Source organism: Pseudomonas koreensis, from assembly GCF_012986595.1.
Lineage (GTDB): Bacteria > Pseudomonadota > Gammaproteobacteria > Pseudomonadales > Pseudomonadaceae > Aquipseudomonas > Aquipseudomonas koreensis.
In genome coordinates, this window is sequence record NZ_JAAQYM010000001.1 from 144,988 (window position 1) to 169,924 (window position 24,937).

24 protein-coding genes are annotated in these 24,937 nt (G+C 60.3%); all 24 read right to left on the bottom strand.

Features of this window, described 5'->3' with window-relative positions; translation table 11 throughout:
* Nucleotides 1–27: 27 nt before the first annotated feature.
* The gene (locus HBN98_RS00725) at nucleotides 28–1,419 is read right to left on the bottom strand and encodes a sigma-54-dependent transcriptional regulator (RefSeq protein ID WP_083366600.1); all 1,392 of its coding nucleotides are present in this window, start codon (nucleotides 1,417–1,419) and stop codon (nucleotides 28–30) included.
* A 5-nt stretch (nucleotides 1,420–1,424) separates the two neighbouring features.
* A complete protein-coding gene (locus tag HBN98_RS00730; protein WP_162276304.1) occupies nucleotides 1,425–2,618 on the bottom strand; it encodes a sensor histidine kinase in 1,194 nt (397 codons plus the stop codon).
* A gap of 125 nt (nucleotides 2,619–2,743) precedes the next feature.
* Nucleotides 2,744–4,219 (bottom strand): sigma-54 dependent transcriptional regulator, encoded by a 1,476-nt coding sequence (locus HBN98_RS00735; protein WP_083366602.1) that lies wholly within the window; start codon nucleotides 4,217–4,219, stop codon nucleotides 2,744–2,746.
* A 172-nt stretch (nucleotides 4,220–4,391) separates the two neighbouring features.
* A complete protein-coding gene (gene fliT, locus HBN98_RS00740; protein WP_083366603.1) occupies nucleotides 4,392–4,688 on the bottom strand; it encodes a flagellar protein FliT in 297 nt (98 codons plus the stop codon).
* A 10-nt stretch (nucleotides 4,689–4,698) separates the two neighbouring features.
* On the bottom strand, nucleotides 4,699–5,094 hold the full coding sequence (gene fliS / locus HBN98_RS00745; RefSeq protein ID WP_007966231.1) for a flagellar export chaperone FliS: 396 nt from the start codon (nucleotides 5,092–5,094) through the stop codon (nucleotides 4,699–4,701).
* A 129-nt stretch (nucleotides 5,095–5,223) separates the two neighbouring features.
* Nucleotides 5,224–6,681, bottom strand: coding sequence for a flagellar filament capping protein FliD (gene fliD / locus HBN98_RS00750; RefSeq protein ID WP_083366604.1), 1,458 nt, complete (start codon nucleotides 6,679–6,681; stop codon nucleotides 5,224–5,226).
* A gap of 82 nt (nucleotides 6,682–6,763) precedes the next feature.
* Complete coding sequence (locus tag HBN98_RS00755; protein WP_083366605.1) at nucleotides 6,764–7,120, bottom strand: flagellar protein FlaG; 357 nt, start codon at nucleotides 7,118–7,120, stop codon at nucleotides 6,764–6,766.
* A gap of 73 nt (nucleotides 7,121–7,193) precedes the next feature.
* Complete coding sequence (locus HBN98_RS00760; RefSeq protein WP_083366606.1) at nucleotides 7,194–8,045, bottom strand: flagellin domain-containing protein; 852 nt, start codon at nucleotides 8,043–8,045, stop codon at nucleotides 7,194–7,196.
* 237 nt (nucleotides 8,046–8,282) lie between these two features.
* Complete coding sequence (locus tag HBN98_RS00765; RefSeq protein WP_083366607.1) at nucleotides 8,283–8,555, bottom strand: hypothetical protein; 273 nt, start codon at nucleotides 8,553–8,555, stop codon at nucleotides 8,283–8,285.
* Nucleotides 8,552–9,841 (bottom strand): motility associated factor glycosyltransferase family protein, encoded by a 1,290-nt coding sequence (locus tag HBN98_RS00770; RefSeq protein ID WP_083366608.1) that lies wholly within the window; start codon nucleotides 9,839–9,841, stop codon nucleotides 8,552–8,554. Before HBN98_RS00770 ends, HBN98_RS00765 begins: the two co-directional genes overlap by 4 nt.
* Before the next feature lie 85 nt (nucleotides 9,842–9,926).
* Nucleotides 9,927–10,853 (bottom strand): ketoacyl-ACP synthase III, encoded by a 927-nt coding sequence (locus HBN98_RS00775; protein WP_064586565.1) that lies wholly within the window; start codon nucleotides 10,851–10,853, stop codon nucleotides 9,927–9,929.
* A gap of 226 nt (nucleotides 10,854–11,079) precedes the next feature.
* The gene (gene pseI, locus HBN98_RS00780) at nucleotides 11,080–12,132 is read right to left on the bottom strand and encodes a pseudaminic acid synthase (RefSeq protein ID WP_083366609.1); all 1,053 of its coding nucleotides are present in this window, start codon (nucleotides 12,130–12,132) and stop codon (nucleotides 11,080–11,082) included.
* Nucleotides 12,125–13,630, bottom strand: coding sequence for a UDP-2,4-diacetamido-2,4,6-trideoxy-beta-L-altropyranose hydrolase (gene pseG / locus HBN98_RS00785; protein ID WP_083366610.1), 1,506 nt, complete (start codon nucleotides 13,628–13,630; stop codon nucleotides 12,125–12,127). Before pseG ends, pseI begins: the two co-directional genes overlap by 8 nt.
* Complete coding sequence (pseF, locus tag HBN98_RS00790) at nucleotides 13,630–14,322, bottom strand: pseudaminic acid cytidylyltransferase (RefSeq protein WP_083366611.1); 693 nt, start codon at nucleotides 14,320–14,322, stop codon at nucleotides 13,630–13,632. Before pseF ends, pseG begins: the two co-directional genes overlap by 1 nt.
* Entirely contained in the window at nucleotides 14,319–14,939 is a 621-nt protein-coding gene (locus HBN98_RS00795) for a pseudaminic acid biosynthesis-associated methylase (protein ID WP_083366612.1), read from the bottom strand. Before HBN98_RS00795 ends, pseF begins: the two co-directional genes overlap by 4 nt.
* Nucleotides 14,940–14,970: 31 nt before the next feature.
* Nucleotides 14,971–16,128, bottom strand: coding sequence for a UDP-4-amino-4,6-dideoxy-N-acetyl-beta-L-altrosamine transaminase (pseC, locus tag HBN98_RS00800; RefSeq protein WP_083366613.1), 1,158 nt, complete (start codon nucleotides 16,126–16,128; stop codon nucleotides 14,971–14,973).
* Nucleotides 16,125–16,436 (bottom strand): polysaccharide biosynthesis protein, encoded by a 312-nt coding sequence (locus tag HBN98_RS00805; RefSeq protein ID WP_262381585.1) that lies wholly within the window; start codon nucleotides 16,434–16,436, stop codon nucleotides 16,125–16,127. The genes pseC and HBN98_RS00805 overlap by 4 nt, the downstream gene beginning before the upstream one ends.
* A gap of 23 nt (nucleotides 16,437–16,459) precedes the next feature.
* On the bottom strand, nucleotides 16,460–19,375 hold the full coding sequence (locus HBN98_RS00810; RefSeq protein WP_083366614.1) for a TIGR00180 family glycosyltransferase: 2,916 nt from the start codon (nucleotides 19,373–19,375) through the stop codon (nucleotides 16,460–16,462).
* Nucleotides 19,376–19,430: 55 nt separating this feature from the next.
* The gene (locus HBN98_RS00815; RefSeq protein ID WP_083366615.1) at nucleotides 19,431–20,165 is read right to left on the bottom strand and encodes a cephalosporin hydroxylase family protein; all 735 of its coding nucleotides are present in this window, start codon (nucleotides 20,163–20,165) and stop codon (nucleotides 19,431–19,433) included.
* A gap of 65 nt (nucleotides 20,166–20,230) precedes the next feature.
* Entirely contained in the window at nucleotides 20,231–21,088 is an 858-nt protein-coding gene (locus HBN98_RS00820) for an NAD-dependent epimerase/dehydratase family protein (protein WP_083366616.1), read from the bottom strand.
* Entirely contained in the window at nucleotides 21,085–22,311 is a 1,227-nt protein-coding gene (locus HBN98_RS00825; protein ID WP_083366617.1) for a class I SAM-dependent methyltransferase, read from the bottom strand. The genes HBN98_RS00820 and HBN98_RS00825 overlap by 4 nt, the downstream gene beginning before the upstream one ends.
* Complete coding sequence (locus HBN98_RS00830) at nucleotides 22,308–22,868, bottom strand: dTDP-4-dehydrorhamnose 3,5-epimerase family protein (protein WP_083366618.1); 561 nt, start codon at nucleotides 22,866–22,868, stop codon at nucleotides 22,308–22,310. Before HBN98_RS00830 ends, HBN98_RS00825 begins: the two co-directional genes overlap by 4 nt.
* Nucleotides 22,865–23,947: a CDP-glucose 4,6-dehydratase gene (gene rfbG, locus HBN98_RS00835; RefSeq protein WP_083366619.1), complete on the bottom strand. Its 1,083-nt coding sequence runs from the start codon at nucleotides 23,945–23,947 to the stop codon at nucleotides 22,865–22,867. The genes HBN98_RS00830 and rfbG overlap by 4 nt, the downstream gene beginning before the upstream one ends.
* A complete protein-coding gene (gene rfbF, locus HBN98_RS00840) occupies nucleotides 23,929–24,702 on the bottom strand; it encodes a glucose-1-phosphate cytidylyltransferase (RefSeq protein ID WP_083366620.1) in 774 nt (257 codons plus the stop codon). The genes rfbG and rfbF overlap by 19 nt, the downstream gene beginning before the upstream one ends.
* Between the last annotated feature and the right edge of the window lie 235 nt (nucleotides 24,703–24,937).

Here is a 24,937-nt window from a genome sequence, read left to right on the forward strand (position 1 = left end):
AGCGCGTCCAAACATTCGCGCCAGCGATCAGGTGGCGAACAGATAGCCTTCGACGTCCATCCCGGCATCGCGCATTTGCGCCAGTTTGTAGCGCAGGGTGCGCGGGCTGATGCCGAGTTTTTCCGCAGCTTCCTTGCGCCGGCCACGCTCGGTTCGCAGGGTGTCGATGATCATCTGAAACTCCCGGCGCCGCAGGTCATCGCCCAGCGCACCGGCGGATTCGGCCTCGACTTCAATCTCGCGCACCAGCGGTTGCACCGGCGCAACGAGGGGCGCTGCGGTAAACGTCACCGCACCCGTCAGGCAGAAATCCTGCGGCTGAATCAGCCCGCCCTGCTGCAGAATCAGCGCCCGTTGAATGGCGTTATCCAGTTCCCGCACGTTGCCCGGCCACGGGTAACCGGTCAGGCAAGCCTGGGCTTCGGGCGAAAGTTTCGCCGCCGCATGCTTCATTTTATTGACGTGTTTGTTCAGCAACCGCTCGGCCAGCGGCAAGATATCGGCAGTGCGCTCGCGAAGTGGACGCCAAGCCAGGGGGAAAACCGACAGACGGTAAAAAAGGTCTTCACGGAAACGCCCCGCCGCGACTTCGCCCGCCAGATCACGGTTGGTGGTGGCGACCACGCGAATGTCCAGGGTGATGGGCTTGCGCGCGCCGACGCGCTCGACTTCGCGCTCCTGCAAGACCCGCAGCAACTTGGCCTGCAGGCCCAAGGGCATTTCGGAAATTTCATCGAGCAGAATGGTGCCGCCGTCGGCCTGCTCAAACTTGCCGGCCTGCGCCGCGATGGCACCGGTGAACGAGCCTTTCTCATGACCGAACAGCGTGGCTTCGAGCATGTTGTCGGGAATCGCCGCACAGTTGATTGCAATGAATGGCTGGCTGGCACGATGGGAATGCTGGTGGATGTAGCGCGCCAGCACTTCTTTGCCGGTGCCGGACTCGCCGGAGATCAATACCGTGGAATCGCTGCGGGCGACCCGTGCCGCCAGCTCCAGCAACTGCGCACTGGCCGGCTCGACCGCCACCGGACCTTCACTGTCAGCAACGCTGACGCAGCCCAGGGCATGCCGCGACACCAGGTCCAGCAGCGCCTTGGGCTCAAATGGCTTGACCAGATAATCGGCCGCGCCCTGGCGCATCGCATCCACCGCACGCTCGACCGCGCCATGCGCGGTCATCAGCAACACCGGCAATTGCGGCTGCCGGGCACGCAGCAGTCCAAGCAGTTGATGGCCGTCCATACCGGGCATGTTGACGTCGCTGACCACCAGACTGAACGCCTCGCGCTCGACCGCCTTCAACGCCTCCTCGGCGCTGCCGACGGCGTGATAGTCGTGACCGGCCAGTAACAGCGTATCGGCCAGCGCCTCGCGCAACGAGCGGTCATCCTCGACCAGCAAAACCTTGATGCCCATGACGTTTACTCAGCTCCCTGTGCAGCGGAAAACAACGGCAGGATGACCTGCGCGCACGTGCCGCGCCCGACCCGCGAGCGCAGCAGCAATTCTCCCTGATGCGCCCGCGCCACTGCCTTGACCACGGTCAGGCCGAGGCCGGTACCGGTGACTTTGGTGGTGAAAAACGGCTCGCCGAGACGCTCCAGCACCCGCGGCTCAATACCGCTGCCACTGTCGCTGACGCACAGGCGCAGGCTGTTGTCGCGGGTGTAGCAATGCACTTTCAGGCGCACGTTGCCGTCACTGGCCTGAATCGCGTTTTCGATCAGATTCAAGATCGCCCCGACCAGCGTGTCGCGGTTGCACAGCAACTCGCCGGCGTGGCTGTCGCACTGCCAACGAATTGGCAAATCCTGCACATGGGTCAGCGCCGCCGCTTGCAGCGACTGCATCAGGGCATTAGGGGTGATGCGGTCGGTCAATGGCAGCTCGCCACGGGCGAACACCAGCATGTCGCGCACCTGATGCTCGAGCTCATGCAGACGCTCCTTGAGGCGTCCGGCAAAGCGCTGCTGGGTGGCGACCGGCAGCTCCTGCTCAGTCAAATGACTGGCGTAGAGCAACGCGGCGGACAGCGGTGTGCGAATCTGATGGGCCAGCGAAGCGACCATGCGCCCCAACGAAGACAAACGCTCATGGCGCGCCAGTTGGTCTTGCAGATGACGGGTTTCCGTCAGGTCATTGAGCAGCACCAACTGCCCCGGCTCGGCATCCAGCGAGCGGGTGGCAATCGACAGGCGTCGACCGTTCTTCAGGGAAATTTCGTGACCGTCGTCTTCACGCGGAGCGAAGCAACGGGCGATGACGTGACGCCACAACTCGCCTTCCAGCGGCAGCCCGAGCAGGTCGGTCGCCGCCGGATTGGCTTCGCGAACCATACCGTGGCCGTCAATTACGATGACGCCACCGGGCAACAGATCAAGGAGGTTTTGCAGACGGTTGGCCAGGCGTTCTTTCTCGGCCAGCTCCTGCATGCGCTGGGCGCTGACCACCGCCAGTTCACCCTTGAGCTCGGTGACCCGCGCTTCAAGCATGCTGTAGGAATCGGTCAGCTGGCTGGACATCTGATTGAACAGCGCAAATGCGTGCTCAAGCCCCTGACGGCTCGTCTGCTCGACGGACGACGATTGCCCCTCGGCATTGGAGGCAGAAGACATCTGGGCGTGGGGCATTGTGTTCTCTCGCTTGGCTGACCGTCAGTTAAACGGAACGTTGCGAGGGATGTAGCAATACCCGTGCCTAAAAAAAACCGCTTATAAATGAAGAGCTTGAAAAACAGGCGTCAATCATCCGCCTGTTCGTCTCCTTCGCGCCGGCTCATGCCGTACTTGCGCATCTTCTCCACCAGCGTGGTGCGACGGATACGCAGGCGTTCGGCGGCACGCGCCACGATGCCATTGGCGTCGTCCAGTGCCTGCTGGATCAGGCCTTGTTCCAGACCACCGAGGTAGTCCTTCAGGTCCAGGCCTTCCGGCGGCAGCATGGCGTTGGCGGTGAAGTCCGGGGTATGGCCGTTGATCGCCACACGCTCTTCGAGATCGCTGCGCAGGCTGTCGACCATCTGCTCGTCTTCGTCGTCGACGTAGCGGAATTTTTTCGGCAACTCGACCACGCCGATCACCCCGTACGGGTGCATGATCGCCATGCGCTCCACGAGGTTCGCCAGTTCGCGGACGTTGCCCGGCCAGCCGTGACGGCACAGCGACATGATCGCCGCCGAGTTGAAGCGGATCGAGCCGCGCTTCTCGTGCTCCATGCGCGAGATCAATTCGTTCATCAGCAGCGGGATGTCTTCGACGCGCTCACGCAGCGGCGCCATCTCGATCGGGAACACGTTCAGGCGATAGTAGAGGTCTTCGCGGAAGGTGCCGATCTCGATCATGCTTTCGAGATTCTTGTGGGTCGCGGCAATGATGCGCACATCGACGCTCTGGGTCTTGTTACTGCCCACGCGCTCGAAGGTGCGCTCCTGCAGGACGCGCAGCAGCTTGACCTGCATCGGCAGCGGCATGTCGCCGATTTCGTCAAGGAACAGCGTACCGCCGTTGGCCAGCTCGAAACGCCCGGCACGGCTGGTGATCGCGCCAGTGAAGGCACCCTTCTCGTGGCCGAACAGTTCGCTTTCGAGCAGTTCTGCCGGGATCGCCCCGCAGTTGACCGGGACGAATGGCGCGTCGCGACGCTTGGAATGGTAATGCAGGTTACGTGCGACCACTTCCTTGCCGGTACCGGACTCGCCGAGGATCAGCACGCTGGCGTCGGTGTCGGCCACTTGCTGCATCATCTGCCGCACATGCTGGATCGCCCGGCTGGTGCCGACGAGGCTGCGGAACAGGTTGGGTTCGCGATGACGACCGCGCTCGCGGGCCTGGTCGTACATCTCGCGATAGACCTGGGCACGGTGCAGGGAGTCGAGCAGTTTGCTGTAGCTGGGCGGCATTTCCAGGGTCGAAAGCACCCGGCGGCGCTGGTCTTCCGGCAGGTCGACGGAAAAATTATCGCCCATCAGCAAAACCGGAAGGAACTCATCCCAAGTCGAGAGTGTCTTTAACAAGCCCAAAAGTGCACCCGGAGCATTGACCGTCCCGATCAGTACACAGATGACTTCACGACTTGATGACAAAGAGCCGACAGCCTGCTGCCAGTCATGGCTGCCGCAGGGTAAATTTTCTTCACCGAGAAAATTTAAGATCACCGCCAGGTCGCGGCGGCGGACGCTATCGTCATCGATCAGCAGAATTTTGGTTTCACGCCACATGCAATAGCAACTTCCCTAGTCAACTCAATGCCCGAAAAATGGGGCAAGCGAGACGCTTGCAGGACACCTTGTGCCTGTAGACGCCTGAAATCTGAAAACAGCCACTAGTTAAGTCAAAAAACCGTGCACAGTCAAATTTATGGCGCACATGTCTGGATTAACTGGGGGTTAATTAACCAAACAGATGGTAAACGTTTGCCGCCTTTTGCGCTTGGGTGATCTGCGACATCTCGTTGGCTATCGCCTGCCGCTCACCCATGGCCGCCTCCAGAAGCTCCTTGTAGACGTGGAGCAACTCCTCAAGGTTATTGCGCAAGGCCTCCTCATCCAGCGAGGCCTCGGCCATGACGTCTTCCATGCAGGAACGGCAAGCCAGATCCAGCTCGCCAATGGCTTCCCAGTTGCGTTCGGCCAGCGCGCTGACCAACGCTTCACGGGTATCGGCGATTCGCTGCAATACAAGACTCATGGTGCTCTCCTTAAAACTGGGGACCTGGCGGAGCGATGCCGTCCCAGCCTTCCTTAACGGTGCGCAGCAGGCCTGCAACTTCGTCGAGTATCTTCGGATCACTCTTGACGTTGGCCTCGGCGAGTCGCTTCATCATGTAGATGTAAAGCTGGTTGAGCTCACCCACCGAGTCAGCACTGTTTTCCAGATCCAGGCCTTCACACAAACCACCGATGATGCCAACAGCTTTACTGATGGCCGTGCACTTGGCGGGAATATCCTTGCGCTCGATAGCGCCCTTGGCCTGAGCGATGCGCTCCAGGCCACCTTCCATCAACATTTGCACCAGACGGTGCGGACTCGCCTCGGATGTCTGGGCGTGCGCGCCGACTTTCTGATATTGCCGAAGGGCTAACATTGGGTTCATGTTCTACCTCATTGCCACAATGACTCGTATAACCAGTGTATCGCCAACGAATCACAGAACTTTAGATCAAAAGACAAAAACCCGGCGCACGCCGATAAAGCGTAGCCGGGTTTTTGTCGTTCTTGCCTGTTACTTCGCGGACTGCTGAGCGTTCAGCGTGCTGAAGAACGACGTGATGTTGCTCGCCGTGGCCTTCATCTGCCCAACCAACAGGTCCATGGCGTTGTATTTTGCGGTCAACGTCTTGGTGAGGTTGGCAACACGTAAGTCCAGCGCCAGTTGCTGATCGGTAAGGCTGCGCGTGTTTTTGGTCAGAATGGCCATGCGCTGATCAAGCAAACTGGTCCCGGACTTATTGTCCGCCGGCGGGTTGAGATACGGATCAACCGCTTTGCTCATGCGGTTCAACAGCCCGTTTTTGTCGTCGGTACCCGTGAACAACTGCTGAACCTGACCGGTCATGCCTGGCTGGGCCATGGTCTTATTGAACGTATCGGTATTGAACGTCAGGTTACCGGTGTTGCGGTCGGTCATCACACCCAACTGCGACAGCACAGCCAGCGGACCACCCGCCCCTGGCGCCGTCAACTCGGCGCGAACACTGGCAATCAGTGCACGCGGCATCGCGTCGCCAGTGAAAGCGGCTTGCACGGTCAGCTTGCCATCTGCGTCCGGCGTCGCCTTGGACAACGTGTCGATGGTGGTCTTCAACGTGTTGTAAGCGTCGACGAACTGCTGAATCGATGTCTGCAGGCCTTTGGTGTTGGCATCTACGCTGACAACAGTCGGACTCGGCGGAGTGCCAGAACTGACAGTGGTCAGATTCAGGGTCAGACCACTGATTGCGCCAGTGACGGTGTTGCTTTTGCTGCTGACCTGAAGACCATCGATGGTCAACAGGGCATCTTTGGCAACGCCGTTGACTGCGCCCGAATCACCTGCCGCCGGACTGGCGCTCATCGGCTTGGTACCATCGATTTCGAGGCCGGCAATACCGCTGACGGTGAGGTCGGAACCTGCGCCGGTCTTGTTCGAACTGATCACCAGGCGCGAAGCACCGCTGGCGTCTGTCACGATGTTGGCGGAAATACCGTTGGCACCCTGAGCCTTGTTGATGGCATCGCGAGTGTTCTGCAAGGTAGAACCGGCCGGAATGTCGACATTGTAATCAGTGCCATTCTGACTGATTTTCAGGGTACCACTCGGAATGGCACTGGCGGCTCCGCCGGCAAAAGAGGCACTGGCAACTTTCGAACCGGTGGCCAACTGGGTCACGACAACATTGTAATTGCCCGTCACCGCGGTACTGTCGGAAGTAGCATTCAGAACGTTCGTGTTACTCGAAGTCGCGGTGAAGCCGGCAAACGCAGGGTTGGTCGTATTGCCCAGGTTTTTCATCGCTGTCTGGAACGCGGTCAGCGCGCTCTTCAACGAACCGATGCCGGAAATCTTCAGCGTGTTGGCTTTGGTCGCGGTATCGATTTGCGTCTGCTTCGGCGCCTTGTCGGCATTGACCAGCGCGGTAACGATCGCACCGATGTCCAGGCCGGAACCCAGGCCCGTACCCGGTAAAATTGGACTTGCCATGTGCATCTCCCTTCAGATTGCTGCCGTTCTTTTGACCCTTCCCGGCGTCATCAAGAAAGACAGACACTATTCATGCCAGCTCTCAGACTTTGGCGTCGAACAATACGTGACTCGCGTTCGCGAGGCTGTCTGCCAGTTTGAGGGCTTCTGCGGAGGGGATCTGGCGAACGACCTCACCCGTCTCACTCGCGATCACCTTGACGATGACCTTCCCGGAGTGTTCGTCAATGGAGAACTCCAGATTGCGCTTGATCGATTGAACGAACTTCTCGATCTCCTGCACCGCCAGTTTCAACTTGGTCTCGTCCGTATCCTGACCCTTGGCAGCGACCGGCGCTTCAGCCTTGGCAACCTTGGGCGCCTCTGACGTTTTGTCAGCGACCGGCGTTACTGGCTTGGGAGCCGGATAAGACTGGTTAAGCTTTACGCTCATGTCCATGCTCATCACCTCCTAACGTAAAAAGGCGAGAGAGCACGACTAGCGCACTCCCCCGCCCAAACTCATTCCGAAATTACTGAAGCAGCTTCAGTACAGCGGAAGGCAGTTGGTTGGCTTGAGCCAGAACGGAGGTCGAAGCCTGCTGCAGAGTTTGCTGCTTGGTCAGGTTAGCAGTTTCTGCGGCGAAGTCGGTGTCTTGTACACGACCCTGTGCAGCGGTGGTGTTCTCAACGATGTTCTGCAGGTTGGCGATGGTGCTGGTCAGACGGTTTTGCGAAGCACCCAGGCTGGCACGGGTATCACCGATCGCAGCGATAGCGGCGTCGATTGCAGTGATAGCGCTGTCGATGTTGCTACCGGCAGTAGCAGCGTCAGTACCGGTCAGAGCCAGGGTACCTTTGTCCACGGACAGGCTGACGGCGTCGAACTTGGAGCTCAGTACCAGGTCGATGTGGTTAGCAGTACCGGTGTTAGCACCAACTTGCAGGGTCACAGTACCAGCCGAACCGTCCAGCAGGTTTTTGCCGTTCAGGTTGGTGGAAGCAGCGATACGGGTGATTTCGTCGGACATGTCCGCGAATTCTTTGTTGGTCGCTTTCTGGTCAGCAGTGCCGTTGGTGCCGGTACGTGCTTTAACAGCCAGTTCACGCATACGCTGCAGGATGTCGGTAGTAGCTTGCAGAGCGCCTTCAGCGGTCTGAGCAACGGAGATACCGTCGTTGGCGTTCTGGATAGCCTGGTTGCCACCACGGATTTGCGATTGCATACGAGTGGAGATCTGCAGGCCAGCAGCGTCGTCTTTAGCGCTGTTGATTTTCAGGCCGGAAGACAGGCGCTGCATCGAAGTCGACAGAGCGTCGGAAGCGCGGTTCAGGTTCTTTTGAACGTTCAGCGACGTGGTGTTGGTGTTTACTGTTAAAGCCATGACGAATTCCTCGTTGGTTGGGTACTGCGGCTTCCGGCCCTGGCAACCGCCTGGAATGGCCTAGAGAACCTTCGTAATAGTTATCGTCGGGTTGGCAGGTTGCTTGAGGGCTTTTTGAAAAAAATTTGCCATCACCCTGCCACCCCAGCGAAAACAAGGGCTTAGCACCCTCCCACTTGCGAAAAAATGACGCCATAAAACCGACCCGCGCGCAAAGCCGCGGGCCAGTGCGGTCTGTCAGTGTGCCGATCGTGCTTTTTGCAATAACTCGACCAACTCGTACTCCATCCAGTCGGCCAGCCCCAACCAGTCCTGACGCTCCTGACAATCGAGCATGTGCGTGAGTATAAAGGCCCAGTCCTGCTGAATCTGTGCAGGCCTGGCTATCAGCAACTGCTGTGCGCCCTCGAACACGTCGACCATTTCCAGCGCAGCCTCGACATCACGCCCCAGACGAAACAGACCGGCGCACTGCCGGCATTCGTCGACGCATTGCTCAATCGTCGTCATTGCACAAACTCCTGATTGAACTGCGTCCCGGCGATCAACGCGCCCGCCCGGCTGCTGTTGAAAAACTGCACCTGTGGGTGCGCGGCGATATAACGCTCCAGCACACACAGGTAACCGCGAAAATTAAGCTGTGTACTGACCCGCTGGCCATACCCGTCCTGCACCCAATACCGCGCCTGATCGACCCCCGGCCCCAGATCGCCGTCGTTCCAGCCGGTATGGGTCTTGTTCATCGGGAACGCGAAGTCGGCGCCGAACAGGGTAATGCGCGAGGCGCCCATCTTCACCGCCAGGTCGACCGCCGGATGAATCACGCTGCCGCCCACGTGCAGCTGTCCGCGCGGGTACTGCTCACGCAATGCGGCGTAAACCGGGCTGGCCGAGTAACCGCCATAACGCTTGCCCTTCCAGGCGGTCAGCATCGCAGGATCGCTCATTGGCAGATACACCAGCGGAATGCCAGCGGAGTCCTCGAACGGCAAATGCCGAATGTTGATGCGTTGATCGATAGTGACCACCAGATCCGGGACGACTCCGTGCTCGCGCAATGGCCGGTAAGCGGTATCGACGCATATCAACAATGGACGCTCGGCCTGCGCGCGCACCGCCGCCAGACGCTGGAAATGCCCCTCCAGGGTCGGCCCGGTACCGATCACATAGATCTCCCGGCCATTGGCAGTTCCGAACAATTGCGCCACATCGTCATCGCCCAGCAACACCGGCAAGCAGTCCTGCAAGCGTTGTTGAATGAACGGCAAGTGCGGATCGAACTCACGATTGTTAAAGCTCAGGTGCACTTCGCTGACCAGCCGATCGCGGATCTTCGCGTTGAATTCATCAGCCAGCAGCATCTCGGCCGGCAGGGCGAAAAATGGCGTGCAGATGTCTGACAGATCACCGGCATAGAACAGCTGCACGCGTGGATCTACCAGCCATTGCCGTTGATCGAGCAGTTGCAGCACCAGTGCGAACAACGCGCCATTGAGGATATGCACATACAGCTGCTCAAGCCCGGCACGCTCCAGCAGCACCGTTGGCAAGTCGCCGAGGCCAGTGCCATAGACATGCAACTGAGGTTTTTCCGCCAGGCTGGCGGCCTGGATCCGGGCTTCGTGGACCCGGTCGTGGCGACTGGTCAGTTGCACGCCATTGACGCTGAGCGTCGAGCCCAATCCCTGCACCAGTTCGGCTTGAACGACTGAACTGTCTTCCGCCATCAACCGCTCGAACAACGCCGGCCAGCGTTGCTGGATGACCTGGGCATTGGGTTGGAAAAACTCGCTCATGACGCCTCGCGTTTCGTTCGGGCAAAAAAATAGCGTTCAAGGGTAACCTTGAACGCTATTTTTGTATCCGCCGTTTTTGCTTGGCTCAAGGACGATAGATGATCGCCGAGCCCCACGACAGACCGACACCAAAACCGCTGATCGCAATGCGCTGCCAGTCGGAATCAAGCACGTGTTTTTCCAGCAGCAGCGGCACGCTCGAAGACACCGTGTTGCCGGTCTCGACCATGTCCTTGATGAACTTCTCTGGCTCGCCTTCGAAACGTCGTGCCACCGCATCGACGATCGCCGCACTGCCCTGGTGAATGCAGAACGCATCGATGTCGTCAGCCTTGAGGCCCGAGTCGTCGAGCAATTCGTGCAAGTGCGCCGGAACTTTGAGCAGCGCGAAGTTGAACACCTGACGCCCGTTCATGAAGAACACGCCATCGGTGACTTTCAGGTGCGGTGCGCCGGAACCGTCGGTGCCGAACTTGGCCTTGCCCAGCGCCCAGGAAGGATCTTCGCCCATCCAGGTGGCGGTGGCGGCATCGCCGAACAGCATGGTGGTGTTGCGGTCTTCCGGATCGACGATCTTCGAGTACGGGTCAGCGGTGATCAGCAGGCCATTCTTCAGGCCGGCAGCTTCCATGAAGCCCTTGATCGCATAGATGCCGTAGACGTAACCGGAGCAGCCCAGGGAAATATCGAACGCCGCGACATTGGTCGGCAGACCGAGTTTGTCCTGGACGATTGCAGCGGTGTGCGGCAGACCTTCTTCGTCACCGTTCTGGGTGACGACGATCAGCGCGTCGATCGATTCACGTTTCAGTTCAGGGTTGTTGGCAAACAGCGCATTGGCCGCTTCCACGCACAGATCGGAGGTTTCCTGTTCAGCGTCTTTGCGCGGCAGGAAGGCCGAACCGATTTTACCGAGGATGAATTCTTCATCCTTCTCGAATTTTGCACCTTGTGCGTAATTGTCCACGCCGGCTACAGGAACGTAGCTCGCAATGCTTTTTATGCCAATCATTACGGCTTCCCAATAAAAAACAGCCCAAAACCACCGCTCGCAAGGATTCGAGGGGCGCCGACAAACAGAAAACGGCCGCCACAAAGGGCAGCCACGGGGAGCGCAAAGGGCTATCACTGGAACCGATCAACGGCCAGGCGCCATCTCCCCGGTCAATACAATACAGTGAAGATGCGCGTTATGACTCGCAGGTCACGCTATTTTGCCGAATCGGGTGCAGATCGGGTTATTCGACCAACGACCAGTCCAGCGGCGTGCCGCGTTTGATCGCCTGGCGAGCGCGGCGTCCGAGAACGGCATCGGTGTGCTTGGGCGGCAAACCGAGACCGGGACGAATAGCCCGCAGATTGGCGGCAGTGAAGGGCTCACCGGCGGCCATGTCGGCGGTGACGTACAACGAGCGGCGATAGACCAGCGACTTGCGCTCGGCTTCGGTAACGCCGTAATGCACCTGACCCATGGCCTGCCAGGCACGTTCGGTTTCGATGACCAGACTGGCCAGCTCTGCGGGCTCCAGCGAGAAACTGGCGTCCACGCCACCTGCCGAACGGTCGAGGGTGAAATGTTTTTCCACCACCGTTGCCCCGAGCGCCACAGAGGCTACGGACACGCCAGCGCCCATGGAATGATCGGACAACCCCACCTCGCAACCGAACAGTTCACGCAGGTGCGGGATCGTGCGCAGGTTGCTGTTGAGCGGGGTCGCCGGGTAGGTGCTGGTGCATTTGAGCAGCACCAGATCCTTGCACCCGGCCTCGCGGGCGGCGCGCACGGTTTCGTCGAGTTCGGCGATGCTGGCCATGCCGGTGGAGATGATCAGCGGTTTGCCGGTCGCGGCCACACGGCGGATCAACGGCAGATCGGTGTTTTCGAAACTGGCAATCTTGTACGCCGGCACATCGAGGCTTTCGAGGAAGTCCACCGCCGTGTCATCGAACGGCGTCGAGAACGCGAGCATGCCCAGCTCTTTGGCCCGGGCGAAAATCGGCGCGTGCCACTCCCACGGGGTGTGGGCTTTCTCATACAGGTCGTACAGCGAAGTCCCGGTCCACAGGCTGTTCGGGTCCTTGATGAAAAACTCGCCCTCGGCCAGATCCAGGGTCATGGTTTGCGCGGTGTAGGTCTGCAACTTCAAGGCATGCGCGCCCGCCTTGGCGGCGGCCTCGACAATCTGCAGCGCCACCTCCAGCGACTGGTTATGGTTGCCGCTCATTTCGGCAATGATGAACGGCGGCGCATCAGCACCGATCAGACGTTCGCCAATCTTGAAACTACTCATCGCGGTGATCCTTCAAAACCTTGGTGAACGCGCAGGCACTCTGGGTGAATCCGGCGTCACGAAATACATTCAATGAGGGGCGATTGCCCGGCAGGACCTGCGCGGTAATGGCGGTCATCTGCGGCCAGTGCTCGCGGGCGAACGCCTCACCTCGCGTCAGCAGCGCCCTGCCCCAGCCCAGACCGAAACGCCCCTCAAGCAGATACAGCGACACTTCAGCCTCGCAGCCGCGCAGGTCATAACGCAAGACGCCGACCGGGCCGTCATCGGCCTCGGCGATCAACAACAGGCGCTGTGGATTGCAAAGGCTCGCATTCAGCCAGTTCAGGTGCTGCGGCCACTCAATTGCGCCCGTGTCCAGAGACCAGCGGCGCACAGCCTCGGCATTGCGCCCGTCGAACAGCAAGTGCGCATCGTCGAGGGTCGCCGGGCGCAGCTTGAGCACCGAACCGGCCAGCGCTGCCGCCACGCGCAATGCACCGCGCCCATCGACCAGTTGGCGTGACCGCTCGGCCAGACTTTGGCGCAGATAGACATTGCCGACGACAAAGCCGATCGCGTCGCGCAGTTGTTCGACGCTGACCTGCTCGCGGGCGCCCATGAACACATGCGCCCCGGCGGCGGCCATGACTTCGCCGTTAGCCTGCTGATTGTTCGATACCGCGATGCACAGGGTTGGCAGACCCAGGGCCGCGCGCTCCCAACTGGTGCCACCGCCAGCGCCGATAAACAGGTCAGCCTCAGTCATGCGCTGCTGGAAGTCGCTGACAAAGCTGTGCAGGCGCCAGTGCGGGCGTGTTTCGGCCAGCGCCTGCATTTGTGTCCACGCCGGGTTGTCTGCGCCGGCGACGAAATCCACTTCCAGATCAGCGAAATCCTGCAGCGCCAGCATCGCGTGATGGGTCTGCATCGCCGCATCGAAACCACCGAAATTCACCAGCACCCGCCGGGCCTTGGATTTGATCGCGATGGCCGGGCAGACGAACTCTTCGCGCAGCATGGCGTAGCGCGGCCCGAGCAAGGTGCGGCAGCCTTCGGGCAGCAGCGGCGCGTAATTCTCACAGAGTCCGGAGAGGTTCTGATTGAGCAGCAGATCGACGCTGTAATGGCGGGTGGCAAGATCGTCCACCGCCGCAATCCGTGGCGCCCAGCGTCGGGCGGCCGTCTGCCAGTGATGATCGAGGCCGTAATGGTCGGCGACGATCCAGTCGAATCCGGCATGCCCCTCCAGCAACGACGCCAATGCGTCGATATCGGCCTGCCACGGCAGCATCGACTCGATAGCCTGCAGCGGGTCTTCGTCAGGGTATAAGTCTGGTAACGCGAAGGTTTCAAAACCCTCATCGCTCAGCGCATCGAGCCGATGCCCGGGTAATCGGCGACAGGCGAACGCAACATGACCGCCCTGCTTGCGCAGCACCCGCGCCAAGGTCAGGCAGCGGGCAATGTGGCCGCTGCCGATGGTCGGCGAGGCATCAGCGCGGATCAACACTCTCATTACAGCTCTCCGCCAGCCTTCAATGCGGCGTAAAGGTATTCGGCGCGCTTCCAGTCTTCAAGCGTATCGATGTCCTGCACCAGGTAACGCGGCAGAATCACCGGCAGACTGGCGGGCGAATACAGCACCTCACCGCTCAACCAGGATTCGCTGCGGCCCCAATAGAACTGACCGGCATCCTGAAAGGCTTCGGGCAGATCCTGCGAACGGGTGTTGCGAAATTCGGGATACAACGCGCTGAGCGCGCCCTGCCCGTCCAGCGTCAGCGCCCGCTGTACCGGGAAACCAAAGTTGCACACGGAGAACGCAAAGGCTTTGTGCGGGTTCTGCTCCAGCAACTCAAATCCCTGGCGCAGATAACGCGCCTGCAACAACGGCGCGGTGGCATAGATGCAGCATGCGTAATCGTAGGCCGGGAGCTGCTGCAAGGCATGCACGATTACCGCCGCCGTGCCGGTAAAGTCATCAGCCAGCGCCGCCGGGCGCAGGAACGGTACTTGCGCACCGTGGGCCAGCGAAAGTTCGGCAATCTCGGCGTCGTCGGTACTGATCACGACCTGATCGAACAAGCCGCAATCCTGCGCCGCGCGGATCGAGCGGACAATCATCGGTATGCCGTCGAACGGCAACAGACTCTTGCGCGGGATGCGTTTGCTGCCGCCGCGGGCCGGAATGATTGCGACACTGTTCAAGGACGTTTTTCCAGCAGGAACCAAGTAATGTCGTCTACCGGAAATTGCGGATCACGGTGATAACCGAAGCCGTAGTCGAGCAAGTGCAGATCGGGATAGCAATCAAGCATTTCCCCGGCGAAATCGCGCTTGAACAGCTTGCCGCTGTTGCCGCGATAGGACACCTCCACCGGCACAGGGTTGTAGTATTCGGCGATCAGGATGTAACGCTGGCTCAACTCATACAGCTGCGCATAGGCGGTAGGCAGCAGCTCGGGCGCCAGATGGATCAGCACGCCTTTGCTCAGGGTCAGGTCGTAACTGCGCTCGCGGGGAAAGTCGAACAACGAGCCGTGCCAGATCTGCGCGATGCCCAGTGCCCGCGCCTGAGCGCAGGCGCTTGCGTTGATCTCGACCCCGAACAGTTCACTCTGCGGCAGCAGTTGATGCAGCGCCTGCAGGTTGTTGCCGGCATTGGTACCCAACTCGACCACACTGTCGATGCGCCCGGCGCGGCTCAGAGCCTTGACGAACAACGCCAGATTGGCCGCCACCAGCGGCTGACCGACGTTGCGCTCCATGTACTGGTTGCCGAAATCGCCCTGCCAGAATTTTTCCTGCTCACTCAGATCACGCATTGCACAGTCTCATTCACCGCCGCAGCGGTATTTATTCGGTCAGCCGGCGCAATTGCTCGACCACATGATCTTGTTGCTCATCACTGAGCAACGGATACAGCGGCAGGCTGATCGCCTCGGCGTAATAACGCTCGGCTTCGGGGAAATCGCCCTCTTCGAAACCCAGGTCGCGGTAGTACGGCTGCAAATGCACGGGAATATAGTGCAGGTTCACGCCGATGCCGGCCGCCCGCAAGCCTTCGAACACCTGACGGTGGGTCAGGCCGATGCGCTCGGTCTGCAGGCGCACCACGTACAGGTGCCAAGACGACTCTGCCTCCGCTTGAGCACTGGGCAAGGTCAGCGGCAGATACGCCAGCAAACGGTCGTAACGCGCCGCCAGTTCGCGGCGACGGGCGATGAACCCATCGAGTTTGGCCAGTTGTGACAGGCCCAACGCCGCCTGCAAATCGGTGATCCGATAGTTGAAACCCAGCTCGACCTGCTGGAAATACCACGGGCCGTGGCTGGGCTCGGTCATCTGTCGCGGATCACGGGTCATGCCGTGGCTGCGCAGGCGTTGCAAGCGCTCGGCCAGTTGCGGACGATTGGTCAGCACCATACCGCCTTCGCCACTGGTGATGATCTTCACCGGGTGGAAACTGAACACCGTCATCGCCGCAAATTCACAGCAACCCACCGGCCGCCCGGCGTAGCGGGCACCCACGGCGTGCGCGGCATCTTCAATGACGGTGAAGTTGTAGCGCCCGGCCAGTTTGGCAATCTTGCGCATGTCGCAGCTCTGCCCGGAGAACGCCACCGCCACCAACACTTTTGGCAGCGTGCCGTCCTGCTCGGCCTGATCGAGTTTGGCTTCGAGGGCGAAGGCATCGAGGTTCCAGGTCAACGGATCGATGTCGACGAAATCCACGTCGGCGCCGCAATAGCGCCCGCAGTTGGCCGAGGCCAGAAAAGTGTTCGGCGTGGTCCACAAGCGATCGCCCGGGCCAAGGCCGGCAGCGAGGCAAGCAATGTGCAGTGCCGCCGTGGCGTTGCACACCGCAACCGCGTATTCCGCTTGGCAGCGTTCGGCCATCGCCTGCTCGAAACGCTCGATGCTCGGGCCCTGGGTCAGCCAGTCCGATTGCAGGACCTCGACGACCGCATCGATGTCTGCCTGATCGACGCTCTGGCGACTGTAGGGAATCATACCGCGAGCTTCGCATGCAGGTCGGCGTTCTGCCTGATCGACAGGAAGTGCGGGTTATTGGCAGCGACGCGCACCACGTAGTCAATGCCGCGCATGGCCTGACGCAGACGGTCAGCGCCGCGCACGTCACCGAGAAAGTAACGCATGCACGGCGCGTTGAACGTCTGCTGCATTTCGTACTGCTTGAGCTCATCGCGGGAGAACACCACCACGCGCTTGGGCTGGTACTGCTCAAGCAGACGGGCGATGAATTTGCGCCCGAACGAGCCGGTGCCGCCGGAGATGAAAATCGATTTACCGTTGAACATGTGCTGATTCCTGTCCGGCACGCTTAAGCGAACAACTGTGTCCAGTTGATCGAGGCATTTTCACCCAAGGTAAAACCTTTGCCGTTAAGGGCCAGGTTGGCGTTGTAAGCCGGATCCTGCGCGAAGACATCGCTCCATTTTTCACGCAGTGCCGCCAATGCTTCCGGCGCCTGCGGCAGCTCGCCGGTATGGAGCACTTGCACCGCCGGCGTCCAAACAGTGAGGAAGCCGCACTGGCCTGCGCCAAGGCACAGGTCGACATCGCTGAAACCGTCAGCGAAGGTCACTTCGTCCAGACCGCCGAGAGCGTTGAACAGTTCTTTGCGCACCATCAGGCAAACCTTAGACACAGCCGAGTAGTTCTGCTCGACGGCCAAACGTTGCATGTAACCTTCAGCCGCGTGTTTTTCGCCGATGAACGCCGACCCCACGCCTGCGTTCAAGCCAAGAATCAAGCCGGCCTGGGAAATCTTGCCGTCGCGATCAACCAGTTTGGCACCGACGACGCCGACTTCAGGACGCTGAGCCTGGTTGAGCAACGAATCGATCCAGTTCGGGTTAACCACCTCGCTGTCAGTGGCCAGCAGCACCAGGTACTCACCCTGCGCCTGCTCGCTGGCGGCGTTACACAGCGCCACTTCTCCGAGCGCCTGCCCGGCACGCAAGACATTGACTCGAGGATTGCGCAACTGGCCCAGCCAGTCGTTGACCGCCGCCGACTGATTCGGGTTGGCCGCCACCAGTAATTCATAACGGCTGTAGCGGGTTCTGAGCAGCACGCCCTCTACGCAACGGCGCAGCGCTGGCAGGTCGTCACTGGCCGGCACAATAATCGACACCAGTGGCAGTTCGGTATGACGATAATCGACCTGCCAAGTGCCTGGTAGTGCCGAAGTGACTTTGGCCTTGTAGCCGCGATTGCCCAAATGACGCAGCAACGCCTGGCGCTCGTGGGCATTCTCTTGCAGCGCAGCCGCCTGGGTGATCAGGAGCGGCTCGTCGAGGTGCGCCAGACCGCCAAGACCGCCCTGCTCAATCAGGCGTAACAACAGGTCAAACTCCAGCGCCTTGCTGAAATCGGCCTGATAACCGCCCGCTTCAAGGAAAACGTCCCGTCGAATCAGCCAGTGGCGCGCCATCAGCGATGGCACGCTTTGCAGCAAATCGAGGTTGAAACCAGGGCGGAACACATCCAGCAACGCGCCGTTTTCAGTGCGCTGGATTTCGTCGGTGGCGACCGCACGAAGATCCGTGGCTGACATCAACTCCAGGCCAGCGCGCAACAGGCCGCCGGCGGTGAATTCATCGCCCACGTTGGCCAGCAGCAACCAGTCGCAGGGAGATTGCGCGGCGCTCTGGTTGAGTTTGTCGACGAAATTGCCCGGCGTGACACGGACAAAGTGCAAGGTGTTTTGCGCGGTGGTCGCAGACTGTGGCTCGCCCGTGGTGAAGACCACAATTTTGAAGGCTTTGCTGTGCCCTTCGACAAGGCTGTCGAGGGTCACTTGCAGCTTGTCGATGTCGTTGTCCAGATCCAGCAGGAAAATGCCGAATTGTGGTCCGCCATTGTTCGCCGCCAGATGCGCGGCAACCAGCTTGGCCTGTTCAGCATCCGGCTTACGGGCTGCCATCCAGTCGAGCAAACGGCCTGAACGCATGTTGTTGAAGACCGGGTAGTGATCGACGTTCGACACGGCGTCAAGTCGCGCCGCCCACGCAGCCATTTCCTGCGCTTGATCTTCCTCGTCGAGCACTTGCAGTTGCTCGGCCAGACGCTTGACCACGCGGCGGTTGAACACGTTGATGTCATGGGCTTGCCACAGACGATCGAGGACACTTTCCGCCGTGTCGTTATTGCGTGACTGCAGCAGGTACTCCTGCCGGGTCCAGATGCCTTCGAGCTTTTCCAGTTGAATCCGGCCGGCCGGCACCGCGTGCAGCAGAAACTCGAACTGGGTCAGCAAGTCGAAAAAGCGCTGGTTGTAGAACGGCATCTCGACGTATTGCCGTGGCCCGAATTTGCGCTCTGGGGCCTTGGTCAGGGGGTTCCAGGCCGACTCGAAAATCACCTCGGCCGTCAACGCCCGCCCGGTAACCAGGCTGTCGGTCATGGCCGCGAAGCTTTCCAAGGCAAACGCCTTGCGCTGCGCCTGGTCGAGATCGTTGATACCCGTCGGCAGCGACGCGAGGAATTCGGCGAACGCTTCCCGCTCGGCCACTGACTTGGAATCGGTGTACGACAGCGCGTGATACACCTCGGTGTTGTGGTCGGAGAAACCGACGTTGATCTCGCGCACGACATACGGAATCGGCAGGATGCGCGCCTTGGCGTTCGCCAGCAGGTAATAGGTGTGACCGATCTCCTGCCATTCGAAACTGGTGCCCGCCGGCAATGCCGCGTACCAGTCCTGAATGATCGAAGTACGGCAAACGCCATAGAACGGCGGCACGTACTGATGCATGAACTCGAGGACCCGATTCTCGGCGCGCTCCGACGCGTAGTCTTCGCAGATTTTCTTGTCGCGACGGTAGTAGGTGACGCTGCCTGCCAGCGCCAGGTACATCAGGCAGTAACCGTGGCATAAACCATAGTCACGGTTCGCTTCCAGGAAATTGACCGATTCAGCCAGCGACTCGTGCAGGATGAAGTCGTCGTCAGCGGCGAACACCATGTACGGTGTGGTCAGCTGCGCTACGCCGTAGGTCAGTTTGGCCTGCATGCCCCAGTAGGCGAATTGCGGCAGGTGCTGGTAATCGACCGCCGAAAAATCACCTTCCGGGCGCTCGGGAGACGAGTCCAGCACCAGAACCTTGCAAGGCAGGCTGCTGTAATACTGCAGCGCTCGACGCAGAAACGCCGGGCGGTTGTGGGTGATCAGTACCACCGTCAGCAACTCGCTCAATGGCAGCTTTTGTTCAGAAACAGACTTGCCTTGCATAACTTCTCCCACGACCGGCGAAACCGCCCGAAAAACGCTTTGATGATGGAACTGATTAACGAACCCGACGCAGATAACCATCCGAGGCTACGGTGATCAGCAACTTGTCCTGCATGTGCTGGTCGATCTCGAAATCGGCGTTCTCCTTGAGGTAGGCCCAGACCGCTGTTTTCGGGTTGTCACCCGGACCCCATGGACGATCCGGAAAGGCATCGGCCGGCATGTCTTCAACCACGGTATCCATGACCACGCAGTAGCTGTCAGGCGAAACCAGTGGCGCGTAGAAACGTAGCTCTTCGAGGACGTGATCATGGGTATGGTTGGAATCGAGCACCACGATGACTTTCTTGCCGGCGGCAGCCTGACGCACTTGTTCGACCACTGCCGGATCCAGGCTGGAACCTTCGATCATGCTGATGCGCTTGATCATCGGATGGCTTTCGATGGCTTCGCGGTTGTGCGCACGGATATCGCGATCAATGCCCAGCACTTCGCCGTGACCCTGCAATTCCAGCAACGAGGCGTAGTAGATGATCGATCCGCCGTGGGCGATACCACACTCGATCACGAGATCCGGCTTGATCCGCCAGATCAGTTCCTGCATCGCCATCATGTCTTGCGGCAGTTGAATGATCGGACGGCCCATCCACGAAAAGTGATAGGTGTATTTGTGCTTGGCCGACTGGTTGTAGAACTCCTGGGCCAGCGCCTTCAAGTCCTTGTCCTGGCCTTGGGCAATCACTTCGGCCTGGCACTCCGCCTCGAAGGCTTTGATTACGTTATCGCTCATTGTCCGGTCTCACTGAAAAGTCATTTGATAGTCACGCTGCCCAAGGGCATTCGCCTGAAGGCGCATCAGTTGATGCGTTGCGCCTCAAGTAAGTGTTGCAATCGGTCGACCACGGCCCAGAACGCCAAGGGCTCGTGTGTCGGATAGGGGTAATGCCCCAGGTTCAAATTGATCGAAGCGCCGCGCTCGCTCACGCGATGCTCGACCAGTGCTCTTACCGAAACCGGCTGACCGCTGGCGCAATTGATCACGCCGTTGAAGTCGTGTTTGTGCAGGATCGCGGCGAGGTAACCGGCAGCACTTTCAATAGCCAGAAAATCGCGCAATTGCTCGCCGGCCGACATGTTGAACGTGGGCTCACCGGCATCGATTGCGCGATCCAGAGCCGCCAACAGACTGTTGGGGTTCTGCCCTTCGCCATGCAGATAAAACAGGCGCGCCCACTGCAATGTGAATGCTTGTTCCTGCTGCAAATTTTGCAAGAACAGGTGCAGCGTGTGTTTGGCCAAGCCGTAGGGATTGCTCGGCTGTGGCTCGGTGCTTTCGCTGAGTGGCCCACTTTGCATGCCGTACTCGAAACAGGTGCCGGTGACCAGAACCTGCTGCACACCGGCCTCGACCGCACCTTTGATAAAGCGGTAGTCGGCCATCAGGTTGTGCTCGAAATGGAACAGCGCCCGGTAGTTAGGCAGCCCGGGCCAGGCCAGATGCGCCAGCACGTCGACGCCAGCGGTCAGCGCAGCGATATCCAGTTCAGCTGCGTGAATATCCGCCGCGACGAATTCGACGTCGTTGATCCACGGCATGCTCGCCGCAGTTTCTGCGTTACGTGCCACCGCACGCACGGTGCAGCCACGCGCGAGCAACGCCGCGACCAGATGCCGGCCGACGAAGCCCGTGGCCCCGGTTACCAGCACCTTCACAGGACTTTCAACTCAGGCACGGCGATCACGAAGCGTCCGTCCCACTGCCGTACTTGCGCCAGTTGCTGACTGACTTCGTGCAGCAGGTTCCACGGCAGCACCAACACGTAGTCGGGCTTTTCGATATCGATCTGCGCCGGCGCGACAATCGGGATCCGACTGCCCGGCAGGAACTTGCCTTGCTTGTGCGGGTTGGCATCGGCCACCCACGCCAGCAGGTCCGGTTTGACCCCGGCGTAGTTGAGCAAGGTGTTGCCCTTGGCTGCCGCGCCGTAACCGACCACACGCTTGCCGTCGGCCTTGGCCTGCAACAGAAAGCGCAGCAGCTCATGCTTGATGCGTTCGGCAGCCGGCGCGAGGGTCGCGTAGTACTCAGGCGTTTTCACTCCGGCATCGAGCTCGGCCTGCAGCTGTTGCTGCACCGCCGGCTGCACCGCGCGACGCTGACCGTCCTGGCGCTGCACGAACACCCGCAGCGAACCGCCATGAGTGCTCAACTGGCTGACGTCGAACACTTCCAGACCGTTGCGCTCGCACAGGGCCTGCACGGCGGTCAGCGACAGGTAGGAATAGTGTTCGTGATACAGGGTGTCGAACTGCGCACCGGCCATCAGCGTCAGCAGTTGCGGAAATTCGAAAGTGGCGACGCCGGTCGGCTTGAGCAGCGAGGCGAAACCACCGAGGAAATCATTGATGTCCGGCACATGCGCAAGCACGTTATTGGCCGCCATCAGGTCGGCGCCCCAGCCTTCGCTTTTCAGCTGTGCGGCGCTGTCGCGACCGAAGAACACTTCACGAATCTCCAGACCCTTTTCCCGCGCCGCTTGCGCGGTGCTGCGGGTCGGCTCGACGCCCAGGCACGGGATACCGCGAGCAGCGACGTACTGCAGCAGATAACCGTCGTTGGCCGCGATTTCAACCACACGGCTGTCGGCGTTCAAATCAAAGCGTTCGACCATCTCGGCGACATAGCGCTCGGCATGGGCCAGCCAGGTGCTGGAGAACGAACTGAAATAGGCGTACTCGGCGTCGAACAGGCTGTCGGCGCGGGTGTAATCCTCGGTCTGTACCAGCCAGCATTGCTGGCACACGGCGACCTTCAGCGGCACCCATTGCTCGGCCTGTTCCAGGCGCTCGGCGTGCACGTAGGCGTTGGACGGTGGCGAGGTGCCGAGATCGATCAGCGGCAGGCTCAGCGGTGCGGCGCACCCACGGCAGTTCATAGACGCACTCCAGCAAAGTGTTGATCGAGCGCGGGATGGCTGGAATCACGCGCTGACAAATTATTGACAGGCAACGGCCAGGCAATCGCCAGCCGTGGATCGTTCACCGACAAGCCGCCCTCATGCTCCGGCGCGTAATCGGCGCTGTGCAGATAAAGCAGCTCGGCGTCGTCGGTCAGGGTCTGGAAGCCGTGAGCAAAGCCGGCCGGGATCAACAGGCTGCGACCGTCACCAGCCTTCAGATGCTCGGCGTGCCAGTGCAGAAAAGTCTCGGAGTCCGGGCGCAGATCCACCGCCACGTCCCACACTTCACCGCGCAGGCAGGTGATCAGCTTGGCTTCCGGGGCGCTGGCATTCTGGTAATGCAGACCGCGCACACTGCCCTTCTCGCGGGTGCAGGAATGGTTGATCTGGCGAATGTGAAATTCACTGCCGAACGCGCTCAGGCTGCCCTCGCAGAACAGTCGGGCGAAGTGTCCGCGCTGATCTTCGAAACGCTTGTGCTGGACGCTGAACAATCCGGCCAGCGGCAACGCCTTCAAGGAAAACTCGCTCACAGCGCGCCTCGGTACAGGTTCAGTTGGCCGAGGGTCACGGCGCGCATGTCATCGCCGTTCTGCCACGCCAGGTGCCAGTCGAGGGTCTGGGTCAGGCATTGCTGCAAGGTCCAGCGTGGCTGCCAGCCCAGCACCTGACGGGCGCGACTGCTGTCCAGGCGCAACAGACCGGCCTCGTGCAGTTCGCTTTTTTCGATGCGCAGACCGCGTGCCTGTGGCCAGCGACTGGCGAGCAATTCGACCACTTCGCCGACGCTGCACATGTCGGCTTCGCCCGGGCCGAAGTTCCACGCCCCGGCGTATTCCGGGCCTTGTTCGTAGAGGCCGGCGGCCAGTTGCAGGTAACCGGCCAGCGGTTCCAGCGCGTGCTGCCACGGGCGCACGGCTTGCGGGTAACGCAGGGTCACCGGCTCGTCGGCCGTCCAGGCCTTGAGCACGTCGGGAATCAGGCGCTCAGGAGCAAAGTCGCCGCCACCCAGCACGTTGCCGGCGCGCGCGGTGGCCAGGGCCAGACCGTGTTCGGCGTACTTGTCAGCCGGGAAGAACGACGCCGCATAAGACTGCGCCAACAGTTCACAGCAGGCCTTGCTGCTGCTGTAAGGATCGTGGCCACCGAGGGCTTCGTCTTCGCGGTACGGCCACAGCCATTCCTTGTTGGCGTAGACCTTGTCGGTGGTCACCAGCACGCAAGCGCGCACGCAGCCGACCTGACGGATCGCTTCGAGCAGGTTCAGCGTGCCCATGACGTTGCTGGAGTAAGTCCCCAGCGGATCGCGATAGCCTTCACGCACCAGCGGCTGCGCGGCCAGGTGCAGGACGATCTCAGGCTCGGTGTCGGCGATGATTTCCAGCAACGCGCCGAGATCGCGCAGATCCCCGCGTTGATCGTTGATGCCTTCGTGAACCCGCGCCAGTTCATACAGGCTCGGTTCAGTTGAAGGATCCAGCGAGAAACCGCTGACTTGCGCACCAAGGCTTTGCAGCCACAGGGTCAGCCAACTGCCCTTGAAACCGGTGTGACCGGTGACCAGTACGCGCTTGCCGCGCCAGAAATCCGCACTCAGGCCCATTGCTTCCATGGGGCCTCCCCGCTCTGCCACAACGCTTCGAGGTGGTTCTTGTCGCGCAGGGTGTCCATTGGCTGCCAGAAACCGTCGTGCTCGAAAGCCTTGAGCTGCTCATCCCGGGCCAGACGGGCCAAAGGCTCGGCTTCCCAAGTTGTTTCATCGCCGGCGATGTACGGCAACACTTTTGGCGACAGCACGAAGAAGCCACCATTGATCCAGCCGCCATCACCACGGGGTTTTTCGGTAAAGCCGAGGACCTGATCACCCTGGCGCTCCAAGGCACCGTAACGCCCCGGTGGCTGAACGGCAGTCACAGTCGCGAGGCGGCCATGAGCCTTGTGGTAATCGACCAACTGACGAATGTTCAGATCGGAAACGCCGTCGCCGTAGGTAAAGCAAAACGCTTCTTCATCCTTGAGGTAACGGCCGGCACGCAGCAGCCGGCCACCGGTCATGGTTTCCTCGCCGGTGTCGATCAGGGTGACGCTCCACGGCTCGCTGTAGTTCTGGTGCACGTCCATGCGGTTCTCGCGCATGTTGAAAGTGACGTCGGAGGTATGCAGGAAGTAGTTGGCGAAGAAGTCCTTGATCGCGTACCCCTTGTAGCCCAGGCAAATCACGAAGTCGTGGATTCCGTGGGCGGAGTACTGCTTCATGATGTGCCAGAGAATTGGCTTGCCGCCGATCTCGATCATGGGCTTGGGCTTGAGGTGCGACTCTTCACTGATGCGCGTGCCGAGGCCACCCGCCAAAATTACTGCCTTCATCGTCTCCCCTCTTGTTCTTCACCGGGCTGTGCGTCGCTTTCTTGAGCTCTGCAGCCTTCTGGCTAAACCTTTCTGCCGTTTCGGGCGCAGGGGCAATGACCGCGAGCGCTCGTTTTATGGCGATTTGAGGGGGACTTGCAGGAAACGCGCCAGCTCGGTGCGCGGTGTGTCGCAGTACGTGCAACCATGAAAAAAGGGATGAATCCGTCACCGGACTCATCCCTTTCATCGAGCT

Bases quoted from the DNA above. Each gene is read 5' to 3' on its own strand.
- fliD (WP_083366604.1), bottom strand. From the start codon at position 6,681: ATGGCAAGTCCAATTTTACCGGGTACGGGCCTGGGTTCCGGCCTGGAC.
- fliS (WP_007966231.1), bottom strand. From the start codon at position 5,094: ATGAACCCAATGTTAGCCCTTCGGCAATATCAGAAAGTCGGCGCGCAC.
- HBN98_RS00805 (WP_262381585.1), bottom strand. From the start codon at position 16,436: ATGTTCAACGGTAAATCGATTTTCATCTCCGGCGGCACCGGCTCGTTC.
- pseC (WP_083366613.1), bottom strand. From the start codon at position 16,128: ATGATTCCCTACAGTCGCCAGAGCGTCGATCAGGCAGACATCGATGCG.
- HBN98_RS00755 (WP_083366605.1), bottom strand. From the start codon at position 7,120: ATGGACATGAGCGTAAAGCTTAACCAGTCTTATCCGGCTCCCAAGCCA.
- HBN98_RS00735 (WP_083366602.1), bottom strand. From the start codon at position 4,219: ATGTGGCGTGAAACCAAAATTCTGCTGATCGATGACGATAGCGTCCGC.
- HBN98_RS00770 (WP_083366608.1), bottom strand. From the start codon at position 9,841: ATGAGCGAGTTTTTCCAACCCAATGCCCAGGTCATCCAGCAACGCTGG.
- HBN98_RS00775 (WP_064586565.1), bottom strand. From the start codon at position 10,853: ATGATTGGCATAAAAAGCATTGCGAGCTACGTTCCTGTAGCCGGCGTG.
- fliT (WP_083366603.1), bottom strand. From the start codon at position 4,688: ATGAGTCTTGTATTGCAGCGAATCGCCGATACCCGTGAAGCGTTGGTC.
- rfbF (WP_083366620.1), bottom strand. From the start codon at position 24,702: ATGAAGGCAGTAATTTTGGCGGGTGGCCTCGGCACGCGCATCAGTGAA.
- pseI (WP_083366609.1), bottom strand. From the start codon at position 12,132: ATGAGTAGTTTCAAGATTGGCGAACGTCTGATCGGTGCTGATGCGCCG.
- HBN98_RS00815 (WP_083366615.1), bottom strand. From the start codon at position 20,165: ATGAGCGATAACGTAATCAAAGCCTTCGAGGCGGAGTGCCAGGCCGAA.
- HBN98_RS00825 (WP_083366617.1), bottom strand. From the start codon at position 22,311: ATGAACTGCCGTGGGTGCGCCGCACCGCTGAGCCTGCCGCTGATCGAT.
- HBN98_RS00795 (WP_083366612.1), bottom strand. From the start codon at position 14,939: ATGCGTGATCTGAGTGAGCAGGAAAAATTCTGGCAGGGCGATTTCGGC.
- HBN98_RS00725 (WP_083366600.1), bottom strand. From the start codon at position 1,419: ATGGGCATCAAGGTTTTGCTGGTCGAGGATGACCGCTCGTTGCGCGAG.
- HBN98_RS00765 (WP_083366607.1), bottom strand. From the start codon at position 8,555: ATGACGACGATTGAGCAATGCGTCGACGAATGCCGGCAGTGCGCCGGT.
- HBN98_RS00760 (WP_083366606.1), bottom strand. From the start codon at position 8,045: ATGGCTTTAACAGTAAACACCAACACCACGTCGCTGAACGTTCAAAAG.
- pseG (WP_083366610.1), bottom strand. From the start codon at position 13,630: ATGAGAGTGTTGATCCGCGCTGATGCCTCGCCGACCATCGGCAGCGGC.
- rfbG (WP_083366619.1), bottom strand. From the start codon at position 23,947: ATGGAAGCAATGGGCCTGAGTGCGGATTTCTGGCGCGGCAAGCGCGTA.
- HBN98_RS00810 (WP_083366614.1), bottom strand. From the start codon at position 19,375: ATGCAAGGCAAGTCTGTTTCTGAACAAAAGCTGCCATTGAGCGAGTTG.
- HBN98_RS00730 (WP_162276304.1), bottom strand. From the start codon at position 2,618: ATGTCTTCTGCCTCCAATGCCGAGGGGCAATCGTCGTCCGTCGAGCAG.